The organism is Rhizobium sp. WYJ-E13 (assembly GCF_018987265.1).
Classification (GTDB): Bacteria; Pseudomonadota; Alphaproteobacteria; order Rhizobiales; family Rhizobiaceae; genus Rhizobium.
Window position 1 is genome coordinate 586,932 of sequence record NZ_CP076853.1, and the last position, 19,605, is coordinate 606,536.

The window sequence follows — 19,605 nt, forward strand, 5'->3', positions numbered from 1 at the left end:
AGACTTCTTACTGCTGCGCGACGATCGAAGCCGCTTCTTCGGCGACATGCAGGCCGCATTCGCGCTTCTCATCCTGTTCCCACCACCAGCGGCCGGCACGTTCCGGCTCGCCGGGCTTGATGGCGCGGGTGCAGGGCTCGCAGCCGATCGAGGGATAGCCGCGGGCATGCAGCGGGTTGATCGGCACGCCGTTGTCGGCAACGAAGGCCTTGATCTTGTCGATATCCCAATCGGCGAGCGGATTGACCTTCAGAAGGTGGCGCTCAGCGTCATATTCCGCAAAGGGCGTCTCGGCGCGGTTGGCCGACTGGCCGCGGCGCAGGCCGGTGATCCAGATCGTTGCGCCTGCCAGCGCCCGCGCAAGCGGCTTCAGCTTGCGCACGCCACAACAGGCATGCCTGGCTTCGACGCTCTCGTAGAAACCGTTCATGCCGTATTTCGCCGCGTAAGCATCGATGTCGGCCTGTTCGGGTTCGTAGCGGGCAATATGGATGTCGTACTGGCTCTCCGTCTCGTCGATCAGATCAAGCGTTTCCTTGAAAAGCCGGCCTGTCTGCAGCGTGACGACATCGATCGGCAGGCGATGCGTGCCGATTTCCGCAGTGATGACCTGGTCTTCGATGCCGAGTGACGTGGTGAAGACCACACGTCCGCCAAGGCCGGCAACGAACGAAAGCCGGCCGGCGAGGTCGAGGCCCGAAAGCTTGTCAGCCAAAGCCTCGGCTTCTTCGATCGGATTGATAACAGTCATGGGGGATCCTGTCCTTGATATTGGCCGGAGTATTACAGCTGAAGGACGGATCGGACAGAAAAAGGGATTTCGAAAGGACTGGCTAGCGGAGCAAATATCTCTCCCATCCTGCCGCAATGCAGAAAAGCAGCCGCCAACGTCAAAAAATGCGCTCGATCTTAATATCTATAGAAATAGTAGTGTTACACGGCGCCTGTCAATTGGAAATCGGAAGTGATGGCGATAATGATGAAAATTGCCGTTTTTTGAAGTAGCTTATCAACTGTTGGCCGAGGGTGAATAACAGGGCCAAAACACTTGTCTCTCAAGGCTTTTTCCGGCGCGTTCAAATTCCGTTCATGCTGGCTGTGCAATAGAGGCGAATAGCTTTCGTGCGATGCCGGGGTTCGGCACCGCTTTGTGTGTGTTCGACGGTCCGAGATGATTACGCAAAAAGCGAAATATGCGCTGCGGGCGCTGACGGTTCTGGCGGAAGCTGCGGCCGACGAACCCGTCATGATTTCCGACATTGCCGTGCAGCAGAAGATCCCGAAGAAGTTTCTGGAGCAGATCCTGCTCGACCTGAAGCATCACGGCATCGTCGTCAGCCGCCGCGGCAAGCAGGGCGGCTACCTGCTGCTGAAACCGGCCCGCAGCATCACCTTCGGCGAGATCCTGCGCATCATCGACGGCCCCATCGCGCCGCTGCCGTGCCTGTCGATCACTGCTTACCGCAAGTGCGATGACTGCGACGGCGAGCAGACCTGCGAAATCCGGCATGTCTTCGCCAAGGTGGCCGACGCCACCCGCAAGGTCCTCTTCTCGACGACCATCGCCGATGCCGTGGGAACCAAACAGGGTGCCGAGGTCACGCGCCTGCTCGCCTGATCCGTTTTCCTCCCACTCACCGGTCTTCAAGATTCGGTGAGTGCTCTTCTCATATGTCGTCCATGCTCCACCTGCCCGTTCATTCGGGTAGGGAGAAGATTATGTTTGCACTTTCAGGCCAGCGAGTGCTGGCGGCTGCCATGCTCTCGGCCGCATTCGCAACGGGTGCAGCGGCGCATCACGGCTGGTCATGGGCGGAAGCCGACCAGATCGAGCTCCGCGGCACCATCCAGCAGATATCCATGGGCGGGCCGCATCCGACGCTCGATGTCGCAACCGTTGATGACGGCGTCTGGCGTGTCGAGCTCGGCAATCCGCGCCAGACGGAGCGCTCCGGCTTCGTGGAGGGCGTCGCAAAGCCCGGCGATCAGGTCACAGCACTCGGAAACCGCTCGCGGGACCGCAACGAGAAACGGCTGAAGGCCGTGCGCATCACCATCGGTGAAAAGCGCTACGACATTTATCCGGAACGCATCCAGACGAACTGACGCTTCGTCATGGAGCTTCTCGAATGGCTGGCTGCCACCACACTCGCGGTCGAGCTCAAACGCTCCGCGACGCTCTACATGTTCGTCAACGCCGCCCATATCCTGGCGATCGGCCTTCTGGTCGGCGCCATTCTCCCGCTTGATCTCAGGCTCGCCGGCTTCTTCGCCAAAGTGCCGGTGGAGGTCATCGCACCCTTCCTGTCCCGCTCGGCAGGCATCGGCCTCGCCTTGGCTTTGCTCACCGGCTTTTGTCTCTTCAGTGTCCGCCCGGCCGAATATGCTGCAAATACCGCCTTCCTCGCCAAACTCGGCCTGATCGCCTTTGGTCTCCTCAATGTGCTCATCGTTCATGCCGGTAAGGGGTGGCGAACCGCGATCGCGATCGGCATCGTCCGTCCCGCGTTGCAGTTTTCCGCGGCCCTTTCGGCGTTGATATGGATCGCAGCCGTCGTGGCCGGAAGGTGGATCGGCTTTCTGTAAGCCCGTCGCCTGCTTTACGACACGCTGCCCAGTTTTCATTGGAGGCGACGGTCGTCGTCCTTGCCATCCGTCATCAGCGCGAAGAAGATTATTGCTGACTACCGGTCGCTCACCGCCGCACGCGGATTGCTCCACGGTTCCTGATTGGAGCGCGCCAGCCTTTGCTTACCGAGAATATGGTCTGCGGCTTTCTCGCCTGTCATGATCGACGGACCATTCAGATTGCCGTAGGTGACATGTGGGAAGATCGAGCTGTCTGCGACGCGCAGGCCACCCACGCCGATCACCCTGGTATCGGGATCGACAACCGCCATCGGGTCGTCCTTCGCGCCCATACGGCAGGTGCCGCACGGATGATAGGCGCTCTCCAGATGCTCGCGCAGGAAAGCGTCGATCTCGTCATCCGTCTGCACATTCTCGCCAGGCTGGATTTCCGGGCCGCGATAATGGTCGAAAGCCTTCTGGCCGAAGATCTCGCGCGTCAGGCGCACGCAGTGGCGGAATTTCTCCCAATCCTCGGCATGGCTCATATAGTTGAAGCGCAGCACCGGATCGGCCTTTGGATCTGTCGAGCGTAGCGTCACGTTGCCGCGCGATTTCGAGAGATTGTAGCCGACATGCACCTGGAAGCCGTGCGTATTGGCGGCCGCCTTGCCGTCATAGCTGATGGCGACCGGCAGGAAGTGATACTGGATATCCGGCTGTTTCAAGCCTGGGCCTGAGCGCAGGAAAGCACAGGCCTCGAACTGGTTGGAGGCGCCGAGCCCGCCCTTGGAAAGCAGCCATTGCGCACCGGCGACACCCTGCCAGAACCACGGCAGCCAGGAATAGAGCGACACCGGCTTGGTCGAGATCTGCTGGAAATAGAATTCCATATGGTCCTGCAGATTGGCGCCGACGCCCGGCCGATCGGCCTTCACCTCGATGCCCATGTCCCGCAGATGCGCGCCAGGACCGATGCCGGACAGCATCAAAAGCTTGGGTGAGTTGAAGGCGGAAGCTGAAACGATCACCTCACGATTGGCCTTGACGATCTCGGTTGCGCCGCCGCGCTCGATCTCCACGCCCGTCGCGCGGCCGTTCTCGATGATGATCCTACGCGCAAAGCCCCGGACGAGCTCAACGTTCGGCCGCTTCAGCGCCGGCTTCAGATAGGCGTTCGCCGCCGACCAGCGCCGGCCGTGATGGATGGTCTGTTCCATCAGCCCGAAGCCTTCCTGCTTCGAGCCATTATAATCCTCGGTCGTTTCGAAGCCCGCCTGTTTTCCGGCGTCGATGAAGGCATGAAACAGCGGGTTCTTCATCACACCGCGCTGCACATGCAGCGGCCCGTCCGTGCCGCGCCAGCCTTCCTCGCCGCCGTGCGAATGCTCCATGCGCTTGAAATAGGGCAGCACATCCGCATAGGCCCAACCATTCGCGCCGAGCTCTTCCCATCGATTGTAGTCTTCCGCATGACCGCGCACATAGACCATGCCGTTGATGGAGGACGAGCCGCCGATGACCTTGCCGCGCGGCGCGGTGATGCGTCTGTTGTTGAGATTCGGCTCGGGCTCGGAAAGATAGCCCCAGTTATAGCGCTTCATGCTCATCGGCCAGGCAAGTGCTGCCGGCATCTGGATGAACGGCCCGAAATCCGAACCGCCCGCCTCGATGACGATGACGGTATTCTTGCCGTCTTCCGAAAGCCGGTAAGCCAGTGCCGAACCCGCAGAGCCGGAGCCGACGATGACGAAATCTGCCTGTTGCATGCTGTTCCCTTTGGATTGTCGTGTGCAACTGCCGCGTCGATTTCCGATGAGGTCAGTAGGGTGAGGCGACCGGCCCCATGCCGACGTAAACCGTCTTCAGTTCGCTATAGTGCTCGAGTGCCGCCAGCGAATTTTCGCGCCCGAAGCCCGATTGCTTCGATCCCCCGAACGGGATTTCGACCGGGCAGAGATTGTATGTGTTGATCCAGAGCGTGCCGGCGTCGAGCTGGTCGACGACGCGGTGAGCGCGTGTCAGATCGGCAGTGAAGACGCCGCCGGAGAGGCCAAATTCCGTCGTATTGGCGCGCTTGATGACTTCGGCTTCATCGTCGAAATCGAGCACGCACATGACGGGACCGAAGATTTCCTCACGCGCGATCGTCATCCCATCCGTTACATCGGCAAAGACGGTCGGCTGAACATAATAGCCTTCTCCCGTCACATGGTTCGGAATGCCGCCGCCGGTCACCAGTGTCGCGCCCTCGGCCTTGCCCTTCTCGATATAGGACAACACCTTCTCGCGCTGTGCCCAGGACACCATCGGGCCGAGCTGGCTGGCTTCGTCCATCGGATCGCCGATCAGGATCGCCTCGGTGCGCGCCTTCAGCCGCCTCAGAAACTCGCTCTTGATGGTTTTCTGCACGAAGACACGGGTGCCGTTGGAGCAGACCTGGCCCGTCGAATAGAAATTGCCGAGCATCGCACCGCCGACGGCGCTGTCGAGATCGGCATCGTCGAAGACGATCAGCGGCGACTTGCCGCCGAGCTCCATCGTCACATGCTTGAGCTGGCCTGCGGCAGCAGCCGCCACCTTACGCCCGGTCGGTACCGAGCCTGTCAGTGACACCTTGGCGACATCGGGATGATTGACGAGCAGCGGTCCGGTGTCCCGGTCGCCCTGGATGACATTGTAAAGCCCCTTCGGCAGGCCGGCCTCATGCAGGATTTCGGCGATGGCAAGCGCGCCGAGCGGTGTTGTTTCCGAGGGTTTGAAAACCATGGCGTTGCCGGCGACCAGAGCCGGCGCGCCCTTCCAGCAGGCAATCTGCTGCGGGTAGTTCCAGGCGCCGATGCCGACGCAGACACCGAGCGGCACGCGCTTCGTATAGGCAAAATCCTGGCCGAGCGGGATATGCGAGCCGTTCAGTCCCGCAGGTGCCACGCCGCCGAAGAACTCGAAGGCATCGGCGCCCGAGGTCGGGTCGGCGACGATGGTTTCCTGGATCGGCTTGCCGGTATCGAGCGTTTCCAGCTCCGAAAGTTCTCGATTGCGTTCACGCATGATCTCGGCCGCGCGCTTCAGGATGCGCCCGCGTGCCATTGGGCTTAATGCCGCCCATTCCGGCTGCGCGCGTTTGGCGGCCGCGATCGCCTTTTCGACGATGGCAGGCGTTGCGGCATGGAGCCGGGCGATCACTTCCCCGGTCGCCGGATAGATGCTCTCGATGATGGTGCCGCCTTCATCCTCGACATATTCCCCGTCGATGAAGTGCGATGCTTTCGGCTGGGCTTTCATGTCGCTGGTCCCTGGTTTGACGTACGGTTGCTGCTCATGCGCTGATGTAGGTGAGCTGTGTCGTTACATAGTCTTCCGTCAGCGCGATCGAGGCTTCGATGCCGATCGGCGCCGATTTTAGACTTTGCCGGATATAGAGACCGTCGATCATCGCGGCCGCGCCCTCCGCGATGCGTTCTGCGGCATCGGCGGGGCAAAGCGATTTGAGCGGCGCAAGCAGGTTGGAGCGCAGGCGCCGCGCATAGACGACGAGGAAACGCCGCGTCTCTTCGGATCGCTGCGCCTCGGCATAAAAGGCGAGCCAGGCGGCGATCGTTTGCGGCGCGAACTGATCGGCATGAAAGCTGACCCGGATGATGGCCGAGATCCGTTCGCGCGGCTTTGCCGCTTGCCTCAGCGCCGTCACGGCGTCGTTGCGCAATTGCCGTAGCAGGAAACGGATGGTCTCGATCAGCAACTGTTCCTTGCTGCCAAAATAGTGGTGGGCAAGGGCAGGCGATACGCCAGCTCGCCGGGCGATGTCGGACATGGTGACGGTCAGCGAGCCGTGATCGCCGATCACCTGCAGCGCCGCATCCACAAGCGCCTTGCGTCGCACCGATTCCATTCCGACCTTCGGCAAGTTGAATCCTCCGAGAATAGGTGGAACGTATTTTTGATTGACTGATCAATCAATAAAAATCTTTCACCGATTGATCTGAGTCACCTCTTTCCGTGCAAAATTGTTGCAGCATATCTCCGGCAATCAGGAGATGCGCCAATGGCCAATATTTACGACGGAATGCCCGAATCCCCGTTGCGGTCGAAATGGGTATGGTTCGTCGGTCTCGGCGTGCTGCTCCTCATCTGCGGTCTCATCGCTCTCAGCAATCTGCTGATGGCGACCGTCGCTTCAGTCTTTTATGTCGGCATGCTGATGCTGGCGGGCGGCATCATCTATCTCATCCACGCCTTCCAGGTACGCGGCTGGGATCATGTCCTCTTCTGGGCGTTGAGCGGCGTGCTCTATGTGCTCGCCGGCATCTGCGCCTTCATCAACCCTATCCTCACCTCGGCTGCCTTGACCCTGTTTCTGGCCATCGCGCTGCTCATTGCCGGTGTCTTCCGCCTCTTCGTCGGCATGCGCATGCGGCCGCTCAAAGGGTGGGGCTGGATCGTCGCGAGCGGCCTCATCACCGCTCTTGCGGGCTTCGTGATTGCGCTCGGCTGGCCGGTCAACAGCCTCTGGATACTCGGTCTTTTCCTGGCCATCGATCTCATCGTTCAGGGCTGGACAATGCTCGCCTTCGGCCTTGGTATCCGGTCTTGAAACTGTGGAGAGAAGCAGCCGGATGGTCTGATCAGGCCGTTTCTTTTTTGACAAGAAGATGATGGGGTACTAAAATTTGAGGGTTGAAGGCCGGCCCCGCAGAAGGGCCGTCTCCTGTGCTCAGGCACTTCGGCATTGGCGCAGGTCGCCGCGGAAAGCCGAAAATGGACCCCCGTAGGCAGCCTCTGCCGAAACAGAATGGGAGGAGAATTCCATGCCGATGGTCACCGTTTCCATCTCACCGCTCCAGGCGGCCGGCATCCGCGATGCTGTCGATCAAGGCGGATATGCATCGAGCAGCGAGGTCGTGCGCGAGGCACTGCGCCTGTGGGATGCCGCCCGCAGACTGCACGAAGATCACAGCGACGTCTTGGCCGATGAAAGTGCTCCCAGCGGCGGCAGATGCGTCGCCGATATGTTTGCAGATCATGAAGCGGAACATCGCCGCTCGGCTTGAATAAGCCATTGATTGCAAATGGAAAATCTAATAAACGCTGAGCGCGCATGGAAGCCTGCGCGTTTCATAAAAGTTTCACACTGACGAAAGAGTTCGTTGACCCTTCTGTTCCATTGTCCGACCGAAAAAGAAAAGGTCACAGTGGAGATTGGCATGTCTTTGGCTGCCAGCGTCGAACCGGGTGTCGTGCGTCGTTACGCCAGCGATCAGATCGTCACCCTTGCCAAACTTGTCGTTGAAAACGCGTTTCAGCCGATCGTTGAAGCCGGTACAGGCACCGTCTTCGGTTACGAATCCCTCATGCGCGGGCAAGAGCGTATCGGCTTCGAAACGCCGATCGAAATCCTCGATGAAGCCTATGAGCACGGGCAGCTTCTGCAGCTCGAGCAGATGGTCGCCAACCGCGCCCTTGCCAAATTTTCCACGCTCTCGAATTTCGCAACCGCCACGCTGTTCCTCAATCTCGACGTCCGCCTCATCCCGCAGGGCAATCGCCTTGTCGAGAACCTGCTGCTGCAGCTGAAAACGGCGAATATCCCGCCGTCTTCCGTTTGCTTCGAATTCTCCGAGCGTTTCGACAATACCAGCGTGCCAGAATTCGCGGATCTCGTTTCGCGCCTGCGCAAAGCCGGCTTCAAGCTGGCGATCGACGATTTCGGCGTTGGTCACGGCGAAATGAAGCTGCTCTGCGACTATTCCGTCGATTACCTGAAGATCGACCGTCACTTCGTCGCCGATATCGATCGCAGCCCGCGCAAGCGGCATCTGCTGAAGAGCATCGTCAACATGGCCCACGTTCTAGGCACCCGCGTGATCGCCGAGGGCATCGAGACGGAGGCCGAATTCATCGTCTGCCGCGACTATGGCGTCGACCTCGTGCAGGGTTGGTTCATTTCCCGCCCGTCGACGCATCTCTCCGAACTCGTGCCCGCCTTCCCGCACCTGCAGGAGCTCGGCAGGAACAAGGGCAACAGCCAGTCGCTCGATGAAATCCTCATTCGCAAGCAGATCGAAATGCTGCCGACCGTCTATGAGAGCGACGCCATCGATACGGTCTTCGAACTGTTCCGCCGCAACCCGCGCCAGGCCTATTTCCCGGTCCTGAACGCAAATGGCGAGCCGCGCGGCATCATTCACGAGCACCACCTCAAGGAATATATCTATCAGCCCTTCGGCCGCGACCTTCTGAAGAACAAGGACTACGAGCGCACCATCTCGCATTTCGTCGAGCGTGCGCCGATCGTCGGCCTCGACAGCGATGCTGATCAGCTCATGGTGATCTTCGCCAATATGGAAGGCAGCAACTGCCTGATCCTCACCGACAACATGCGTTATGCCGGCGTCGTTTCCGCCGCCTCGCTGATCAAGGTCATCAACGAGAAGCAGCTGAAGACGGCACAGGACCAGAACCCGCTGACCGGCCTGCCGGGCAACCGCGCTATCAGAGATTTCATGCGCCATTCCGGTCGCGACGGCGATGAAGTGCGCCACTTCTGCTATTGCGACTTCGACAACTTCAAGCCCTTCAACGATGCTTACGGCTTCCATCTCGGCGACCATGCGATCTCGCTCTTCGCCGCGCTGATGCGCCGCTATTTCTTCGCCGAGCGCCACTTCCTCGGCCATGTCGGCGGCGACGATTTCTTCATCGGCGTCGTCGGCTGGACGAAGGAGGAACTGACGGAAATCCTCGATCGGCTCATCAGCGATTTCCACGATGACGTGCTCGATCTCTATTCGGATGAGGACCGCGCCGCCGGTCGTATCCGCGGCCACGATCGCACCGGCGCGGAAGCCTTCTTCCCGCTGATGCGCTGCTCGATCGGCGTCCTCGAACTGCCCGAAGGTCTCGTCATCGACGATATCAATCGCGTCAGCGCCGAGATTGCCCTCGTAAAGTCTGCCGCCAAGGAAAATAAAGACGGTCTCGTATTCCATACGCTAGGCGAGGCGAATTGACGCCTCTGGCACTTCCGGCCTTCCCAAGCCCCAGACCCTGATTTATCTCCAATACTTCGGAACAGGGAGAGCCGGGTCATGTCGTTGCCGTCGCATATGCGCTTTATCGATCTGCCGTCTTTCGGCGGGCCGGAGGTGATGGTCATTGCAAACGGGCCGGTGCCGGTGCCGGGCGAAGGCCAGATCCTCGTTCGCACCGAAGCGGTCGGCGTCAACCGCCCGGATATTTCCCAGCGCCAGGGCAGCTATCCGCCGCCGAAGGATGCAAGCCCCGTTCTTGGCCTTGAACTTGCCGGTGAAGTCGTCGCGATCGGCCCCGGCGTGACCGGCTATTCGCTTGGCGACAAGGTCTGCGGTCTCGCCAATGGCGGTGCTTATGCCGAATATTGCCTTCTGCCCGCCGGCCAGGCGCTGCCTTTCCCTCGGGGTTATGATGCGGTGAAGGCAGCGGCCCTTCCGGAGACCTTCTTCACCGTCTGGGCAAATCTCTTTCAGATGGCCGGCCTGACGGAGGGCGAGAAAGTGCTGATCCATGGCGGTTCCAGCGGCATCGGCACAACTGCAATCCAGCTTGCCAAGGCTTTCGGCGCCGAGGTCTACGCGACCGCCGGTTCGAAGGAGAAATGCGAGGCCTGCGAGAAGCTCGGTGCCAAGCGCGCCATCAATTATCGGGAAGAGGATTTTGCCGCCGTCATCAGGCAGGAGACCGGCCAGGGCGTCGATATAATCATCGACATGATCGGCGCGGCCTATTTCGAGAAGAACATCGCCTCGCTGGCGAAGGACGGCTGCCTGTCGATCATCGCCTTCCTGCAGGGTGCGGTTGCCGAGAAGGTCAACCTGACCCCGATCATGGTCAAGCGCCTGACGGTGACCGGCTCGACCATGCGTCCGCGCACGGCGGAGGAGAAGCGGGCGATCCGCGACGATCTTCTCTCCGAGGTCTGGCCGCTTCTGGAAGCGGGTACGGTCGCACCCGTCATCTACAAGACCTTCGCCTTCGAAGACGTGGCCGCCGCCCATCGGCTGATGGAGAGCAGCAACCACATCGGCAAGATCATGCTGAAGCTCGGTTAAAGCGCCGTGCGTCCTTGAACCGACGCATCAGGCTTTCCGACAATCGATTACGATTTTCGGGTCGATGCGGTAAGCGACACCGCAGCGCCGATGGCAACCAGTCCCGGCAAGGCCATGATCAGATAGAGCCATCGCGCCGCCGACAGCGCGCCGGCAATGCCGCCAGGCTCCACCAGACCCGCGCCATTGGCGATGACACCGGCAAAGGCTGCGCCAAAAGCACTTCCGAGCGAACTTATGGTGGGAATGGCTGCCGATGCCTTGTCTTGCTCGTTGTCGGCAATCAGCTTCAGAACCTTGGCGACGAGATGTGCCCAGCCGAGGCCGACGCCAAAGCCCATCATGAACATGGTGATCGCCGCCGGCACGAGGATGGCCAGATTCGCCTCCGGGTTCTCGCGGGCAAGCAAGACAGCAAGCGCGGCTGTCGCAACGGCCTCCGTCATACAGCCCGCTACGATTGCCGCTTTGACTTTCCATCCGGAGAAGGAGGCGCTGAAGAAGGCCGCCACCGTCCATCCGAGCGCGACAAGTGCCACCAGATAGCCCGAGACCAACGGTGTCACCCCATGCAGGATCTGCAGGAAATAGGGAATGAAGATATCGCTGACGAGGACGACGTTCAGGCCGAGCATCGTCAGATACACCCGCGAAATCGGCTGGCTGAGCGTCACCGCGCCGGATGGCAGCAGCCGGTTGTCTCCCTTGCGTTCGATGACGAGCATCGCGCCGATGGCGACGACCGAGATGGCGACCAATCCGATTTTAGCCGTCATCGCCTCGACCGTGCCTGCGGTGCTGACGAGCAGCACCGCAGCAAGCAGCAGGCAGATCTGCACGACAGGCATTTTCGTTTGTTCGCGGTCGTCCTCGGCCTGGGGTAAAAGCCGCGGCGCCAGCACCGCCATCAGCACGCCGAGCGGAACGAGCACGGCAAAGGCATAGCGCCAGGCGCTGTCATGCGCGAAGAAGCCGCCGAGCGTCGGGCCTATGACGGTCGAAACGCCCCAGATCGCCGCATAGAGGGTTGAAGCCTTCGGCCAGAGCGGTTCGGGATAGACGAAGCGGATGAAGGCGTAACAGAGGGCGGCAAGCGCGCCGGTGCCGAAGCCCTGCACCGTTCGTCCGATCAGCACGAACGGCATCGACGGTGCAGCCGCACAAAGCAGGCTGCCGACGCCAAAGACCACGGCCGCCAGGACATAGACGCTGCGCAGCGCGATACGTCTCGGCCGCATCGCCATGAAGATCGACCCCAGTATGGTGGCGGCGACGTAGAGCGTCGTCACCAGTGAAAACAACTCCAGCCCGCCGACATCGCGCACGATGCTCGGCGCAATCGTCGCCGTAATATAACTTTCGACGGCCGCGATCGTCATGCCGCCGCCAAGCATCAGCGTTGCTGGCAGAAGTGCGGGAGAAAACAGCTGGAAGACGGAGGTCGATGAGCCGGGTGGCTCCAATGCGGTCTCGGACATAATGAATCCTTGCGTTTTCCTGACCCGTTATTATTTTCCAAGTTATGGATTGGAAAATTGCATGAGCATCGGATTAAAACAAGAGATAACTTGGAAAATATGCGCCAGTCTCCCGTCAACCGCATCCTGATCCTGTTGAAGACCGAGGGGCCGCAGCTCGCCGCCGCGATCGGCGATGCACTCGGCATATCAGGCGAGGCCGCCCGCCAGCAACTTGCCAAAATGGCGGAAGAGGGGCTGGTCGAAGCGATGACGGTGGCCGCAAAGGGCAGGGGACGGCCGAGCCAGCTCTGGCACCTGACGGCTGAAGGCAACAGGCATTTCCCGGATGGCCATGCCGAACTGACGGCGGCCCTGCTGACGACCGTTGTCGAGCAACTCGGCCCCGCCGCGCTCGATACCGTCATTGCCGCCCGTGAAAGTGAAACGCTGCAGCGCTATCGCGATGAACTCGCCGGCAAGCCGGATCTTGCCGCCCGCGTCGAAGGGCTGGCCGCCATCCGAAGCCGCGAGGGCTATATGGCCGATAGCTGGCAGGAGGAGGATGGATCATTGATGCTTGTCGAAAACCATTGTCCGATCTGCGCGGCGGCCGCGGTCTGTGCCGGATTCTGCCGTTCGGAAATCGAAACCTTCCGCAGTGTGCTCTCGGCCAATGTCGAGCGCAGCGAGCATATCCTGCTCGGTGCGCGCCGTTGCGCCTATCGGATCACACCGAGATAATTTAAGCGGGCTGGCGCACGCGGCTTCCGCTTTCCAGATAGAGCAGGATCACGATGGTCATGATGCCGACAGCAGCACCGACGAAGGCCGTACCTGAATAATCCGTCACGGCTGTTCCCAGCGCAAAAAGGCCTGCGGCCACACCAATGCCGATGAAGGTGTTGAGCGATATCAGCGAGCTGCCAAGCCCTGGTCGATCTGCGATGAGGTCCTGCAGATAGGTGATCGGCAGGCTGAGGATGGCAGCCGCTCCGCAGGCATTGAGGCCGAGCAGCGCATAGAGTTGCCAGGGCGCGGTGGCAAAGCCGAGCAGCACCATGTAGAGGCAGTAGAGAACCGTCCCGAAAGCCAGCACATGCACGGTATGGAAGCGCCGTTGCACCAGACCCCACATCATCATGAAGGGCATCTCGAGGAAGGCCGTCAGGCCCGACAGGAAGCCGACATCGACGACGCTGCCGCCGATTTTATGCACGATGATGAGCGGCGAGACCATGCCATTCAGCCGCTGCAGGCCGAGCAGCAGGGACATGACGAAGACGCGGACGAAAACATCGAGCGCAAAGACCCGCTTCAGTGAGGCGAAGAAGCCTGGCTGGTCGGTGAGCGTCTCGCGCACCAGGCCGTTGCCGGGTGCGAAGAAGAAATAGAGGCAGAAGCAGATGAGGCTTGCGACCGCAGCCACCCCATAAGCCGGCGTCATCGATGGCGAAGTGACGAGAGCAAGCCCGACCAGCCCCGGCGCCACCGCCCAGGAACCGGAATAAAGCGCGCGCACTGTCGAGGTAATGGCGACCGCCTCGCTGCGGGCCAACTGATTGGTGCGTGCCCTGACACTCGCAAAGAGCAACGAGTAGGTTGAATTGCTCATCGGCACGAGGAAGAGCACCGAGAAGATGAAAACCGCAGGACTGTGAACAAGCGCGATCGATCCGAAGCCGATCATGCCGGCAATGGAAAGCGCCAGCACCAGTGGTCGCCTTTCCCTAAGCCTGTCCGACCATATGCCGAGCGTCAGGCTGATGGCGACATTGACGACCGCCGCGAAGAACACCAGCGCCGAATAGGCACCGTTGCTCATGCCGAGTTCGCTGATGCCGATGATCGACTGGTAGGGGACCGTCGAGGCATAGGTGAAGGCGAGCGCCACCAGCGTGACGGTCGGAATGCGGATGCGGCTGTCGCGGATGATGGAAGAAAATGAGGATGGCATGAGAATGAGACCTGATGACCCACCTTTAACCTCATCGCGTCTACACGGAAAACGATAGTTTGCCCCACCAACAGTCACTTCGTGTGATGGTTGTTCAGATGCTGTGATCGGCCGATATCTCCTGCAAATTCCGTTGGCTTTCGGAGAGCGAGAGGCTATGCCTTCAGTCTCTGCCCCAATCCGGATTCTTGCCTATGCCCAATCCCGTCCTCGTCGAAGTCACCCGAGGCTCGCTCGTCGAAAGCCGCCATCGCGGATCGGTTGCGGTCGTGGATGGCGATGGCCGTGTCGCCTTTTCGCTGGGTGATATCGAGGCGGGCGTTTTTCCGCGCTCGGCCTGCAAGGCGATGCAGGCGCTGCCGCTGGTCGAAAGCGGCGCGGCGGATGCCTATGGCTTCGGCAACAAGGAACTGGCGCTCGCTTGTTCCTCCCATAGCGGCGAGGACGAACATGTAGCGCTTGCCGCCTCCATGCTGTCGCGGGCCGGCCGTGACGTGGAAGCGCTGGAATGCGGCGCGCACTGGTCCTCGGACCAGAAGACGCTGATCCACCAGGCGCGCACGCTGGAGAAGCCGACCGCGCTTCACAACAATTGCTCCGGCAAACATGCCGGCTTCATCTGCGCCTGCTGCCATCAGAGCATCGATAGCAAAGGTTACATCGGCTACGATCATCCGTTGCAGCAGCAGATCCGCGATGCCATGGAAAGCCTGACCGGCGCCACACTCGGTCATGACGTCTGCGGCATCGACGGCTGCTCCATTCCGACCTATGCCGTGCCGCTGAAATCGCTTGCCCATGGCTTTGCGAAGATGGCGACCGGCAACGGCCTTGGCCGTGAGCGCGCAAGCGCGTCCCGCCGTCTTTTCGAAGCCTGCATGGCAGAGCCCTTCTATGTCGCGGGCACCGGCCGGGCCTGCACGGAGCTGATGCAGATCGCCCCCGGCCGCATCTTTTGCAAGACAGGCGCGGAAGGCGTCTTCTGCGCCGCCATTCCGGAACAAGGCATTGCGATTGCGCTGAAATGCGATGACGGTGCCGGGCGCGCAGCCGAAGCCGTGGTTGCGGCGACGCTCGCCCGCTTCTTCGAGAAGGGCGGCAGGGAACATGCTGCGCTGACCGCTCTGGCGAATAAATCAATGCGCAACTGGAACGGCATCCATGTCGGCGATATCAGAGTGAGCGAGGCCTTCGCCTGATCGCTGCCCCAGAGCGGGTCAAGCTGCGGCAATTGCGACATTGAGCTCTGCATAGGGCCGAAGCCGCTCCGCCGGCATTTCCGCGGGCACGATCAACCCCGCCACGTCACCGATGGCAAGCACCGGGCAGGGTGAAACGAGATCGAATTTCTCTGCCGTCAAAAGCACATGCGTCTCCGCCGAGCAGCGGGCGATATGCCGCTTGATTGCTGCTTCCTCGAAATCCCCTGTCGAAAATCCATGCATGGGGTGGGCGGCCGTCACGCCGAGAAAGAAGATATCCGGCCGCAGGGCGGAAATCGCGGCCATGGCGACGGCTCCCGTCGCCACCATCGAATGTTTGTAGAGCCTGCCGCCGCAGAGGATCACCTCGGCGGTCGGGTGATGTTCCAGCTCGGCGGCGATCGTCGGGCTGTGGGTGGCGATGGTGAAGGGGATGTCGCGCGGCAGGTGACGCGCCACCTCGGCCGTCGTCGTGCCGCCGTCGAGAAACACCATCTGTCCGGCCTTCACCATCTGCGCCGCCTTTGCGCCGAGCCGCGCCTTGACGTCGGAAGCGACATCGCGACGGGCCGTGAAGTCAGGCAGGTCGGGGGCAATCGGCAGGGCGCCGCCATGCACGCGCTTCAGCAACCCTTCCGCTGCCATCTCCCGGAGGTCGCGGCGAATCGTATCCTCCGACAGCTCGAAATCTTCAGCCACCCGCTTGGCGATCACCTGTCCGTCACGGCGCAGGATGTCGAGGATGAGAGTTTTCCGTTGTGTGGTCAGCATGAGTGGTCTCTGCACGAAAATTTACGAAACATCGCGAATATGCACGAATTGACTCGACATTCAAGAAATATCGTGCATTTTCGCGAAATCCCGTGCATGAGGCCGGGAGTTGATGGAGACACCAATGTTGATTTTGATTGCCGGTCCGTACCGGTCCGGAACGGGCGATGACCCTGCAAAGATGGCTGCCAACCTCAAGCGTCTGGAGGAGCCGTCCCATGCTCTCTTCAAGGCGGGCCATGTGCCGATGATTGGCGAATGGGTGGCGCTGCCCATCTGGCATGCCGCCGGCGGCAAATCGGTCGGTGACGACCTCTATGAGGAAATCTTTCATCCCGTCGCCGGCCGCCTGCTGCAGCTCTGCGAAGGCGTGCTGCGCCTGCCGGGCGACTCCAAGGGCGCCGACAACGACGTGCGCATTGCCAAGGAGCGCGGTATTCCGGTCTGGTACCGGCTGGAGGACGTGCCAGGTTGCGCGTGATGGGTGCAGGGCCGCGCGAATGACGAAACCTTGTCTTCCGCTGACCATGAAACTCGCGCTATAAGGCTCCCCGAAAGGGGAGTCTCACCATGCTCACACTCTATTTCGCGCCCGGTAGCTGCGCGCTTGCCAGCCTGATTGCGCTGGAGGAATCCGGCCTTTCCTTCGATGCGAAGAAGGTCAATACGCGCGAGAACGAGCAGCGCTCGGAAGCCTATCTGAAGATCAATCCGAAGGGCCGTGTTCCCGCACTTGCCACCGACCGCGGCGTACTGACCGAGTCGACGGCGATCCTCGCTTATATTGCCCAGATGGCGCCCGCCGTCAGGCTCGCGCCCCTCGACGACCCCTTCGAATTTGCCCGGCTGCAGGCGTTCAACGGGTATATCTCATCGACAGTGCACGTGAACCATGCGCATCGCCCGCGGGGCTCCCGCTGGGCCGATGATGAAGCGGCTCTGGAATCCATGAAGGCCAAGGTGCCGCAGACCATGGCCGAAAGCTTCGAACTGATCGAGAAGACGATGTTTGAGGGGCCGTGGGTCATGGGCGAAACCTACACGGTCGCCGATCCCTATCTTTTCGTCATGACCGACTGGCTGCCATCCGATGGCGTCGATCCCGCACGCTTCCCCAAGGTCAGCGAGCATCATGCACGCATGCTGCAGCGCCCTGCTGTCCAGCGTGCGCTGGCGCGCGAAAAGGTCTAACCGCGATAGGCGGAAATCAGCTTCTTCGGCGCCCGGTAGGTCCAGGCGTCGATCAGCCGCTGCTTGAGCTCGTCGTCGCCGATAGCGGCGACCCGAACCGGCAGGTACGGCCAGCCGACATAATGGTTTGTCTGAAAGTAGATATCGGGCGCCATCGTCAGCAGGTGTTCCTTATGATCGATCGGGATCGAGATCACCACCGTTTCGTCGTTCTTGACCGCGACGAAGCTTTTGCCCCTGACCTTCAGCGCAAGGTTGCCATAAGAGGTGCTTTCCTCGATGCCAGACAGGCCGGCCTCCTTCGCCAACCGCTTCAACCGTGCCAGAATCCCTTCCACGCTTTCCGCCATACCGCCCGCCCCGACTATTCTTCGACGGGAATATAGTACAGCTTCAGACGCATTTCTCTAGTTGTCGTTGCAGAGGGTGTTTGGGCGCGGGTACCGGCAGAGGCAGGTCGGCAAGCTCTCGCTGCGACATGGAGGCGATGTCGGGGTGGCCGAGCAGATCGTCGTCCCAATCATCTTTGGTCTCTGAGGTCCTTGTGCCAGGATCTGTTTGGTTCCAGAAAAACTTCAGCAGTAACATCGTGGCTCTCCTTTCTCGATGCGTAACAGTGCCATCGGCGCAAGACATCGCAATCGCCTTCGGCACCACGGGCATAGAATAGCCTCGAACATAATCGTCTTATGATGCCAATATCGGCGGCGAGCACCTGCTTTTCAATTGAGATTACCAGTTTCCTGCTATAGGAAAGCTATATGAGAAACCTCAATTCCGTGCATCTCAATGGCCTTCGCGCACTGGAGGCCGTCGGTCGGCTTGGCTCGCTTCAGGCGGCGGCGCATGAACTCGGCGTGTCCGTCGGAGCCGTCAGCCAGCAGGTCATCAAGGCTGAAGCCCAACTCGGCCGGCTGCTCTTCGAGCGCACGCCGAAGGGCATGCTGGGGACGGAAGCGGGAGCGCCCGTTCTTGCCGCCCTGAACGAAGGCTTCGTGCGGCTTTCGGAAGCCGTTGCGATGGCGCAGCGCAAGGACGAATGCATCCTGACCATCTCGGTAGCGCCTGTTTTGGCCGCCCGCTGGCTGGTCTGCCGGCTGGACCGTTTCATGGAGCGCCATCCGGAAATCAACCTGCGTCTCGACGCGACCACTAGACTCGTCAATCTGGCCGCCTCGGATATCGATGTCGCGATCCGTGTCGGCAAGGGTCATTGGCCGGGCGTGAAGGTCGAGCATCTCCTGGAGCAGGTGGTGTTTCCCGTCTGCTCTCCCGAGATGGCCGCGAAGCTGAAGGAGCCGGCCGATATCCTGAAGCTGCCGGCCGTCATCGATGCCCATGCCATGTTCACATGGGATGTCTGGATGCAGGCGGCCGGGCTCTCGGGCGCGCCGCCTGCCGTCCGCCACAGCTTCAACGATGCCTCGCTTTGCCTCGATGCGGCGATTGCCGGGCAGGGTGTGATGCTCGCCTGGCAGACGCTCGCCGGCTATTCGCTGCAGGAAGGCCGGCTGGTCGCACCCTTCGGTATCCGCGCCAATACCGGCGACGGCTATTATTTCGTGAGTGCCGAAGGCGGCCGCGAGCCGAATAAGGTGCGCGACTTCAAGGCCTGGATCCGCGAAGAAATGGCCGAAACCGCCGCGATCTTCGGCTGATCCTCAGACTTCGATCGGCTCCAGCGAGCGCTTGAGCTGCATTTCCAGATAGGCCGGGCGGGACTGGCAGCGCTTGATCCAGGCGTCGATGTTCGGATGCGCCGCAAACAGCGCGGTTTCGCTCTGGGCGTAGCGCAGTACTTCCGCGATGTTGAGGTCGGCGACCGTGAAGCGCCCGCCGACGATCCAGTCCTTGCCCTCGAGATGTTTTTCGAGAACCGAAAGCGGCCGCTTCATAGTGCGGCAGGCGACATCGATTACGGCGCGTCCCGCCTCGGTGTTTTCCTTACCGTCATCATAGGTCGAAACGATCTTACCCGTGTTGCCATCGAGTTCGGAAACCGCCCAGATCGTCCACATCGTCATCAAACCGTCTTCCTCGACGGTTTTGCCGCCGAGTTCGCCGCCATACTTGCGCGCGAGATAGAGATTGATCGCCAGAGACTCGTTCAATACGAGATCGCCATCCTTGATGGCTGGGATCAGCGCCATCGGGTTGATGGCAAGAAATTCCGGCGAGAGCGTGTTAATGGGCGCATCCGGCGAGAGCGGATTGGCAAGGCGCCTGGCCTGCAGCACCGGCACGGACTGGAATTCGATTCCCAGTTCCTCGACCATCCAGTAAACGCGGGCGGAGCGCGAACGGTAGACCCCGTAGATTGTCAGCATAGCAATGTCCCCTTCTCTGATGCGCCGACCCTAAAGCCAGCGCAA

Annotated in this window: 22 protein-coding genes; 12 read left to right on the plus strand and 10 right to left on the minus strand. The window is 60.8% G+C overall.

Translation table 11 applies throughout. The annotated features are described in order from the left end of the window. Nucleotides 1-7: 7 nt before the first annotated feature. Nucleotides 8-751, minus strand: a complete 744-nt coding sequence (locus KQ933_RS02870) for a phosphoadenylyl-sulfate reductase (protein WP_216757298.1) — start codon at nt 749-751, stop codon at nt 8-10. A 420-nt stretch (nt 752-1,171) separates the two neighbouring features. On the opposite strand from KQ933_RS02870, the gene KQ933_RS02875 reads away from it, so the two are divergent. The 3 genes from KQ933_RS02875 (at nt 1,172) to KQ933_RS02885 (ending at nt 2,586) form a co-directional block, all read left to right on the plus strand. Next, the gene (locus KQ933_RS02875; RefSeq protein ID WP_216757299.1) at nt 1,172-1,618 is read left to right on the plus strand and encodes an Rrf2 family transcriptional regulator; all 447 of its coding nucleotides are present in this window, start codon (nt 1,172-1,174) and stop codon (nt 1,616-1,618) included. Between the two features lie 101 nt (nt 1,619-1,719). Next, nucleotides 1,720-2,106, plus strand: a complete 387-nt coding sequence (locus KQ933_RS02880) for a DUF6152 family protein (RefSeq protein WP_216757300.1) — start codon at nt 1,720-1,722, stop codon at nt 2,104-2,106. Nucleotides 2,107-2,115: 9 nt separating this feature from the next. Beyond that, complete coding sequence (locus KQ933_RS02885; RefSeq protein WP_216757301.1) at nt 2,116-2,586, plus strand: DUF6644 family protein; 471 nt, start codon at nt 2,116-2,118, stop codon at nt 2,584-2,586. A 98-nt stretch (nt 2,587-2,684) separates the two neighbouring features. Here KQ933_RS02885 and betA read toward each other — a convergent pair whose 3' ends face one another. From betA to betI, 3 genes are read right to left on the minus strand one after another with little or no spacing between them, the layout of a single operon-like run. Further along, on the minus strand, nt 2,685-4,337 hold the full coding sequence (betA, locus tag KQ933_RS02890; RefSeq protein ID WP_216757302.1) for a choline dehydrogenase: 1,653 nt from the start codon (nt 4,335-4,337) through the stop codon (nt 2,685-2,687). 52 nt (nt 4,338-4,389) lie between these two features. Beyond that, nucleotides 4,390-5,853, minus strand: coding sequence for a betaine-aldehyde dehydrogenase (gene betB / locus KQ933_RS02895; protein WP_216757303.1), 1,464 nt, complete (start codon nt 5,851-5,853; stop codon nt 4,390-4,392). A 34-nt stretch (nt 5,854-5,887) separates the two neighbouring features. Next, nucleotides 5,888-6,475 carry a transcriptional regulator BetI gene (betI, locus tag KQ933_RS02900; RefSeq protein WP_216757304.1) on the minus strand — a complete coding sequence of 196 codons (588 nt, stop codon included), beginning with the start codon at nt 6,473-6,475 and terminating at the stop codon, nt 5,888-5,890. 138 nt (nt 6,476-6,613) lie between these two features. On the opposite strand from betI, the gene KQ933_RS02905 reads away from it, so the two are divergent. The 4 genes from KQ933_RS02905 (at nt 6,614) to KQ933_RS02920 (ending at nt 10,655) form a co-directional block, all read left to right on the plus strand. Beyond that, nucleotides 6,614-7,162: an HdeD family acid-resistance protein gene (locus tag KQ933_RS02905; RefSeq protein WP_216757305.1), complete on the plus strand. Its 549-nt coding sequence runs from the start codon at nt 6,614-6,616 to the stop codon at nt 7,160-7,162. A 214-nt stretch (nt 7,163-7,376) separates the two neighbouring features. Then, nucleotides 7,377-7,619, plus strand: a complete 243-nt coding sequence (locus KQ933_RS02910; protein ID WP_216757306.1) for an amino acid ABC transporter — start codon at nt 7,377-7,379, stop codon at nt 7,617-7,619. Between the two features lie 153 nt (nt 7,620-7,772). Beyond that, nucleotides 7,773-9,578 carry an EAL domain-containing protein gene (locus tag KQ933_RS02915; protein ID WP_253958264.1) on the plus strand — a complete coding sequence of 602 codons (1,806 nt, stop codon included), beginning with the start codon at nt 7,773-7,775 and terminating at the stop codon, nt 9,576-9,578. 78 nt (nt 9,579-9,656) lie between these two features. Then, nucleotides 9,657-10,655 (plus strand): NAD(P)H-quinone oxidoreductase, encoded by a 999-nt coding sequence (locus KQ933_RS02920; RefSeq protein WP_216757308.1) that lies wholly within the window; start codon nt 9,657-9,659, stop codon nt 10,653-10,655. Nucleotides 10,656-10,702: 47 nt separating this feature from the next. Here the strand turns inward: KQ933_RS02920 and KQ933_RS02925 are convergent, their stop codons facing one another. Next, nucleotides 10,703-12,133: an MFS transporter gene (locus tag KQ933_RS02925; RefSeq protein ID WP_216757309.1), complete on the minus strand. Its 1,431-nt coding sequence runs from the start codon at nt 12,131-12,133 to the stop codon at nt 10,703-10,705. Nucleotides 12,134-12,232: 99 nt separating this feature from the next. On the opposite strand from KQ933_RS02925, the gene KQ933_RS02930 reads away from it, so the two are divergent. After that, the gene (locus KQ933_RS02930) at nt 12,233-12,856 is read left to right on the plus strand and encodes a metalloregulator ArsR/SmtB family transcription factor (RefSeq protein WP_216758815.1); all 624 of its coding nucleotides are present in this window, start codon (nt 12,233-12,235) and stop codon (nt 12,854-12,856) included. 1 nt (nt 12,857) lies between these two features. On the opposite strand, the gene KQ933_RS02935 is transcribed toward KQ933_RS02930, so the two are convergent. Continuing rightward, nucleotides 12,858-14,069, minus strand: coding sequence for an MFS transporter (locus tag KQ933_RS02935; RefSeq protein WP_216757310.1), 1,212 nt, complete (start codon nt 14,067-14,069; stop codon nt 12,858-12,860). A gap of 194 nt (nt 14,070-14,263) precedes the next feature. Here KQ933_RS02935 and KQ933_RS02940 point away from each other — a divergent pair, with 194 nt between their 5' ends. After that, the gene (locus KQ933_RS02940; RefSeq protein WP_216757311.1) at nt 14,264-15,268 is read left to right on the plus strand and encodes an asparaginase; all 1,005 of its coding nucleotides are present in this window, start codon (nt 14,264-14,266) and stop codon (nt 15,266-15,268) included. Between the two features lie 18 nt (nt 15,269-15,286). On the opposite strand, the gene KQ933_RS02945 is transcribed toward KQ933_RS02940, so the two are convergent. Then, nucleotides 15,287-16,042 (minus strand): DeoR/GlpR family DNA-binding transcription regulator, encoded by a 756-nt coding sequence (locus KQ933_RS02945; RefSeq protein ID WP_216757312.1) that lies wholly within the window; start codon nt 16,040-16,042, stop codon nt 15,287-15,289. A gap of 124 nt (nt 16,043-16,166) precedes the next feature. Between KQ933_RS02945 and KQ933_RS02950 the strand changes: the two genes are divergently transcribed. Both KQ933_RS02950 and KQ933_RS02955 read left to right on the plus strand, forming a co-directional pair. Beyond that, complete coding sequence (locus KQ933_RS02950; RefSeq protein ID WP_216757313.1) at nt 16,167-16,523, plus strand: DUF4406 domain-containing protein; 357 nt, start codon at nt 16,167-16,169, stop codon at nt 16,521-16,523. Between the two features lie 89 nt (nt 16,524-16,612). Next, the gene (locus tag KQ933_RS02955) at nt 16,613-17,233 is read left to right on the plus strand and encodes a glutathione S-transferase family protein (protein WP_216757314.1); all 621 of its coding nucleotides are present in this window, start codon (nt 16,613-16,615) and stop codon (nt 17,231-17,233) included. On the opposite strand, the gene KQ933_RS02960 is transcribed toward KQ933_RS02955, so the two are convergent. After that, the gene (locus KQ933_RS02960) at nt 17,230-17,583 is read right to left on the minus strand and encodes an MmcQ/YjbR family DNA-binding protein (protein WP_216757315.1); all 354 of its coding nucleotides are present in this window, start codon (nt 17,581-17,583) and stop codon (nt 17,230-17,232) included. The genes KQ933_RS02955 and KQ933_RS02960 overlap by 4 nt on opposite strands. 43 nt (nt 17,584-17,626) lie before the next feature. After that, a complete protein-coding gene (locus KQ933_RS02965; RefSeq protein ID WP_216757316.1) occupies nt 17,627-17,821 on the minus strand; it encodes a hypothetical protein in 195 nt (64 codons plus the stop codon). Nucleotides 17,822-17,994: 173 nt separating this feature from the next. Here KQ933_RS02965 and KQ933_RS02970 point away from each other — a divergent pair, with 173 nt between their 5' ends. Next, the gene (locus KQ933_RS02970; protein WP_216757317.1) at nt 17,995-18,891 is read left to right on the plus strand and encodes a LysR substrate-binding domain-containing protein; all 897 of its coding nucleotides are present in this window, start codon (nt 17,995-17,997) and stop codon (nt 18,889-18,891) included. Between the two features lie 3 nt (nt 18,892-18,894). On the opposite strand, the gene KQ933_RS02975 is transcribed toward KQ933_RS02970, so the two are convergent. Next, nucleotides 18,895-19,560, minus strand: a complete 666-nt coding sequence (locus KQ933_RS02975) for a glutathione S-transferase family protein (protein ID WP_216757318.1) — start codon at nt 19,558-19,560, stop codon at nt 18,895-18,897. Between the last annotated feature and the right edge of the window lie 45 nt (nt 19,561-19,605).

Excerpts from the sequence above, each read along its gene's own strand:
- KQ933_RS02870 (WP_216757298.1), bottom strand. The coding sequence starts at position 751 with ATGACTGTTATCAATCCGATCGAAGAAGCCGAGGCTTTGGCTGACAAG.
- KQ933_RS02875 (WP_216757299.1), top strand. The coding sequence starts at position 1,172 with ATGATTACGCAAAAAGCGAAATATGCGCTGCGGGCGCTGACGGTTCTG.
- KQ933_RS02880 (WP_216757300.1), top strand. The coding sequence starts at position 1,720 with ATGTTTGCACTTTCAGGCCAGCGAGTGCTGGCGGCTGCCATGCTCTCG.
- KQ933_RS02885 (WP_216757301.1), top strand. The coding sequence starts at position 2,116 with ATGGAGCTTCTCGAATGGCTGGCTGCCACCACACTCGCGGTCGAGCTC.
- betA (WP_216757302.1), bottom strand. The coding sequence starts at position 4,337 with ATGCAACAGGCAGATTTCGTCATCGTCGGCTCCGGCTCTGCGGGTTCG.
- betB (WP_216757303.1), bottom strand. The coding sequence starts at position 5,853 with ATGAAAGCCCAGCCGAAAGCATCGCACTTCATCGACGGGGAATATGTC.
- KQ933_RS02905 (WP_216757305.1), top strand. The coding sequence starts at position 6,614 with ATGGCCAATATTTACGACGGAATGCCCGAATCCCCGTTGCGGTCGAAA.
- KQ933_RS02910 (WP_216757306.1), top strand. The coding sequence starts at position 7,377 with ATGCCGATGGTCACCGTTTCCATCTCACCGCTCCAGGCGGCCGGCATC.
- KQ933_RS02915 (WP_253958264.1), top strand. The coding sequence starts at position 7,773 with ATGTCTTTGGCTGCCAGCGTCGAACCGGGTGTCGTGCGTCGTTACGCC.
- KQ933_RS02920 (WP_216757308.1), top strand. The coding sequence starts at position 9,657 with ATGTCGTTGCCGTCGCATATGCGCTTTATCGATCTGCCGTCTTTCGGC.
- KQ933_RS02925 (WP_216757309.1), bottom strand. The coding sequence starts at position 12,133 with ATGTCCGAGACCGCATTGGAGCCACCCGGCTCATCGACCTCCGTCTTC.
- KQ933_RS02930 (WP_216758815.1), top strand. The coding sequence starts at position 12,233 with ATGCGCCAGTCTCCCGTCAACCGCATCCTGATCCTGTTGAAGACCGAG.
- KQ933_RS02935 (WP_216757310.1), bottom strand. The coding sequence starts at position 14,069 with ATGCCATCCTCATTTTCTTCCATCATCCGCGACAGCCGCATCCGCATT.
- KQ933_RS02940 (WP_216757311.1), top strand. The coding sequence starts at position 14,264 with ATGCCCAATCCCGTCCTCGTCGAAGTCACCCGAGGCTCGCTCGTCGAA.
- KQ933_RS02945 (WP_216757312.1), bottom strand. The coding sequence starts at position 16,042 with ATGCTGACCACACAACGGAAAACTCTCATCCTCGACATCCTGCGCCGT.
- KQ933_RS02950 (WP_216757313.1), top strand. The coding sequence starts at position 16,167 with ATGTTGATTTTGATTGCCGGTCCGTACCGGTCCGGAACGGGCGATGAC.
- KQ933_RS02955 (WP_216757314.1), top strand. The coding sequence starts at position 16,613 with ATGCTCACACTCTATTTCGCGCCCGGTAGCTGCGCGCTTGCCAGCCTG.
- KQ933_RS02960 (WP_216757315.1), bottom strand. The coding sequence starts at position 17,583 with ATGGCGGAAAGCGTGGAAGGGATTCTGGCACGGTTGAAGCGGTTGGCG.
- KQ933_RS02965 (WP_216757316.1), bottom strand. The coding sequence starts at position 17,821 with ATGTTACTGCTGAAGTTTTTCTGGAACCAAACAGATCCTGGCACAAGG.
- KQ933_RS02970 (WP_216757317.1), top strand. The coding sequence starts at position 17,995 with ATGAGAAACCTCAATTCCGTGCATCTCAATGGCCTTCGCGCACTGGAG.
- KQ933_RS02975 (WP_216757318.1), bottom strand. The coding sequence starts at position 19,560 with ATGCTGACAATCTACGGGGTCTACCGTTCGCGCTCCGCCCGCGTTTAC.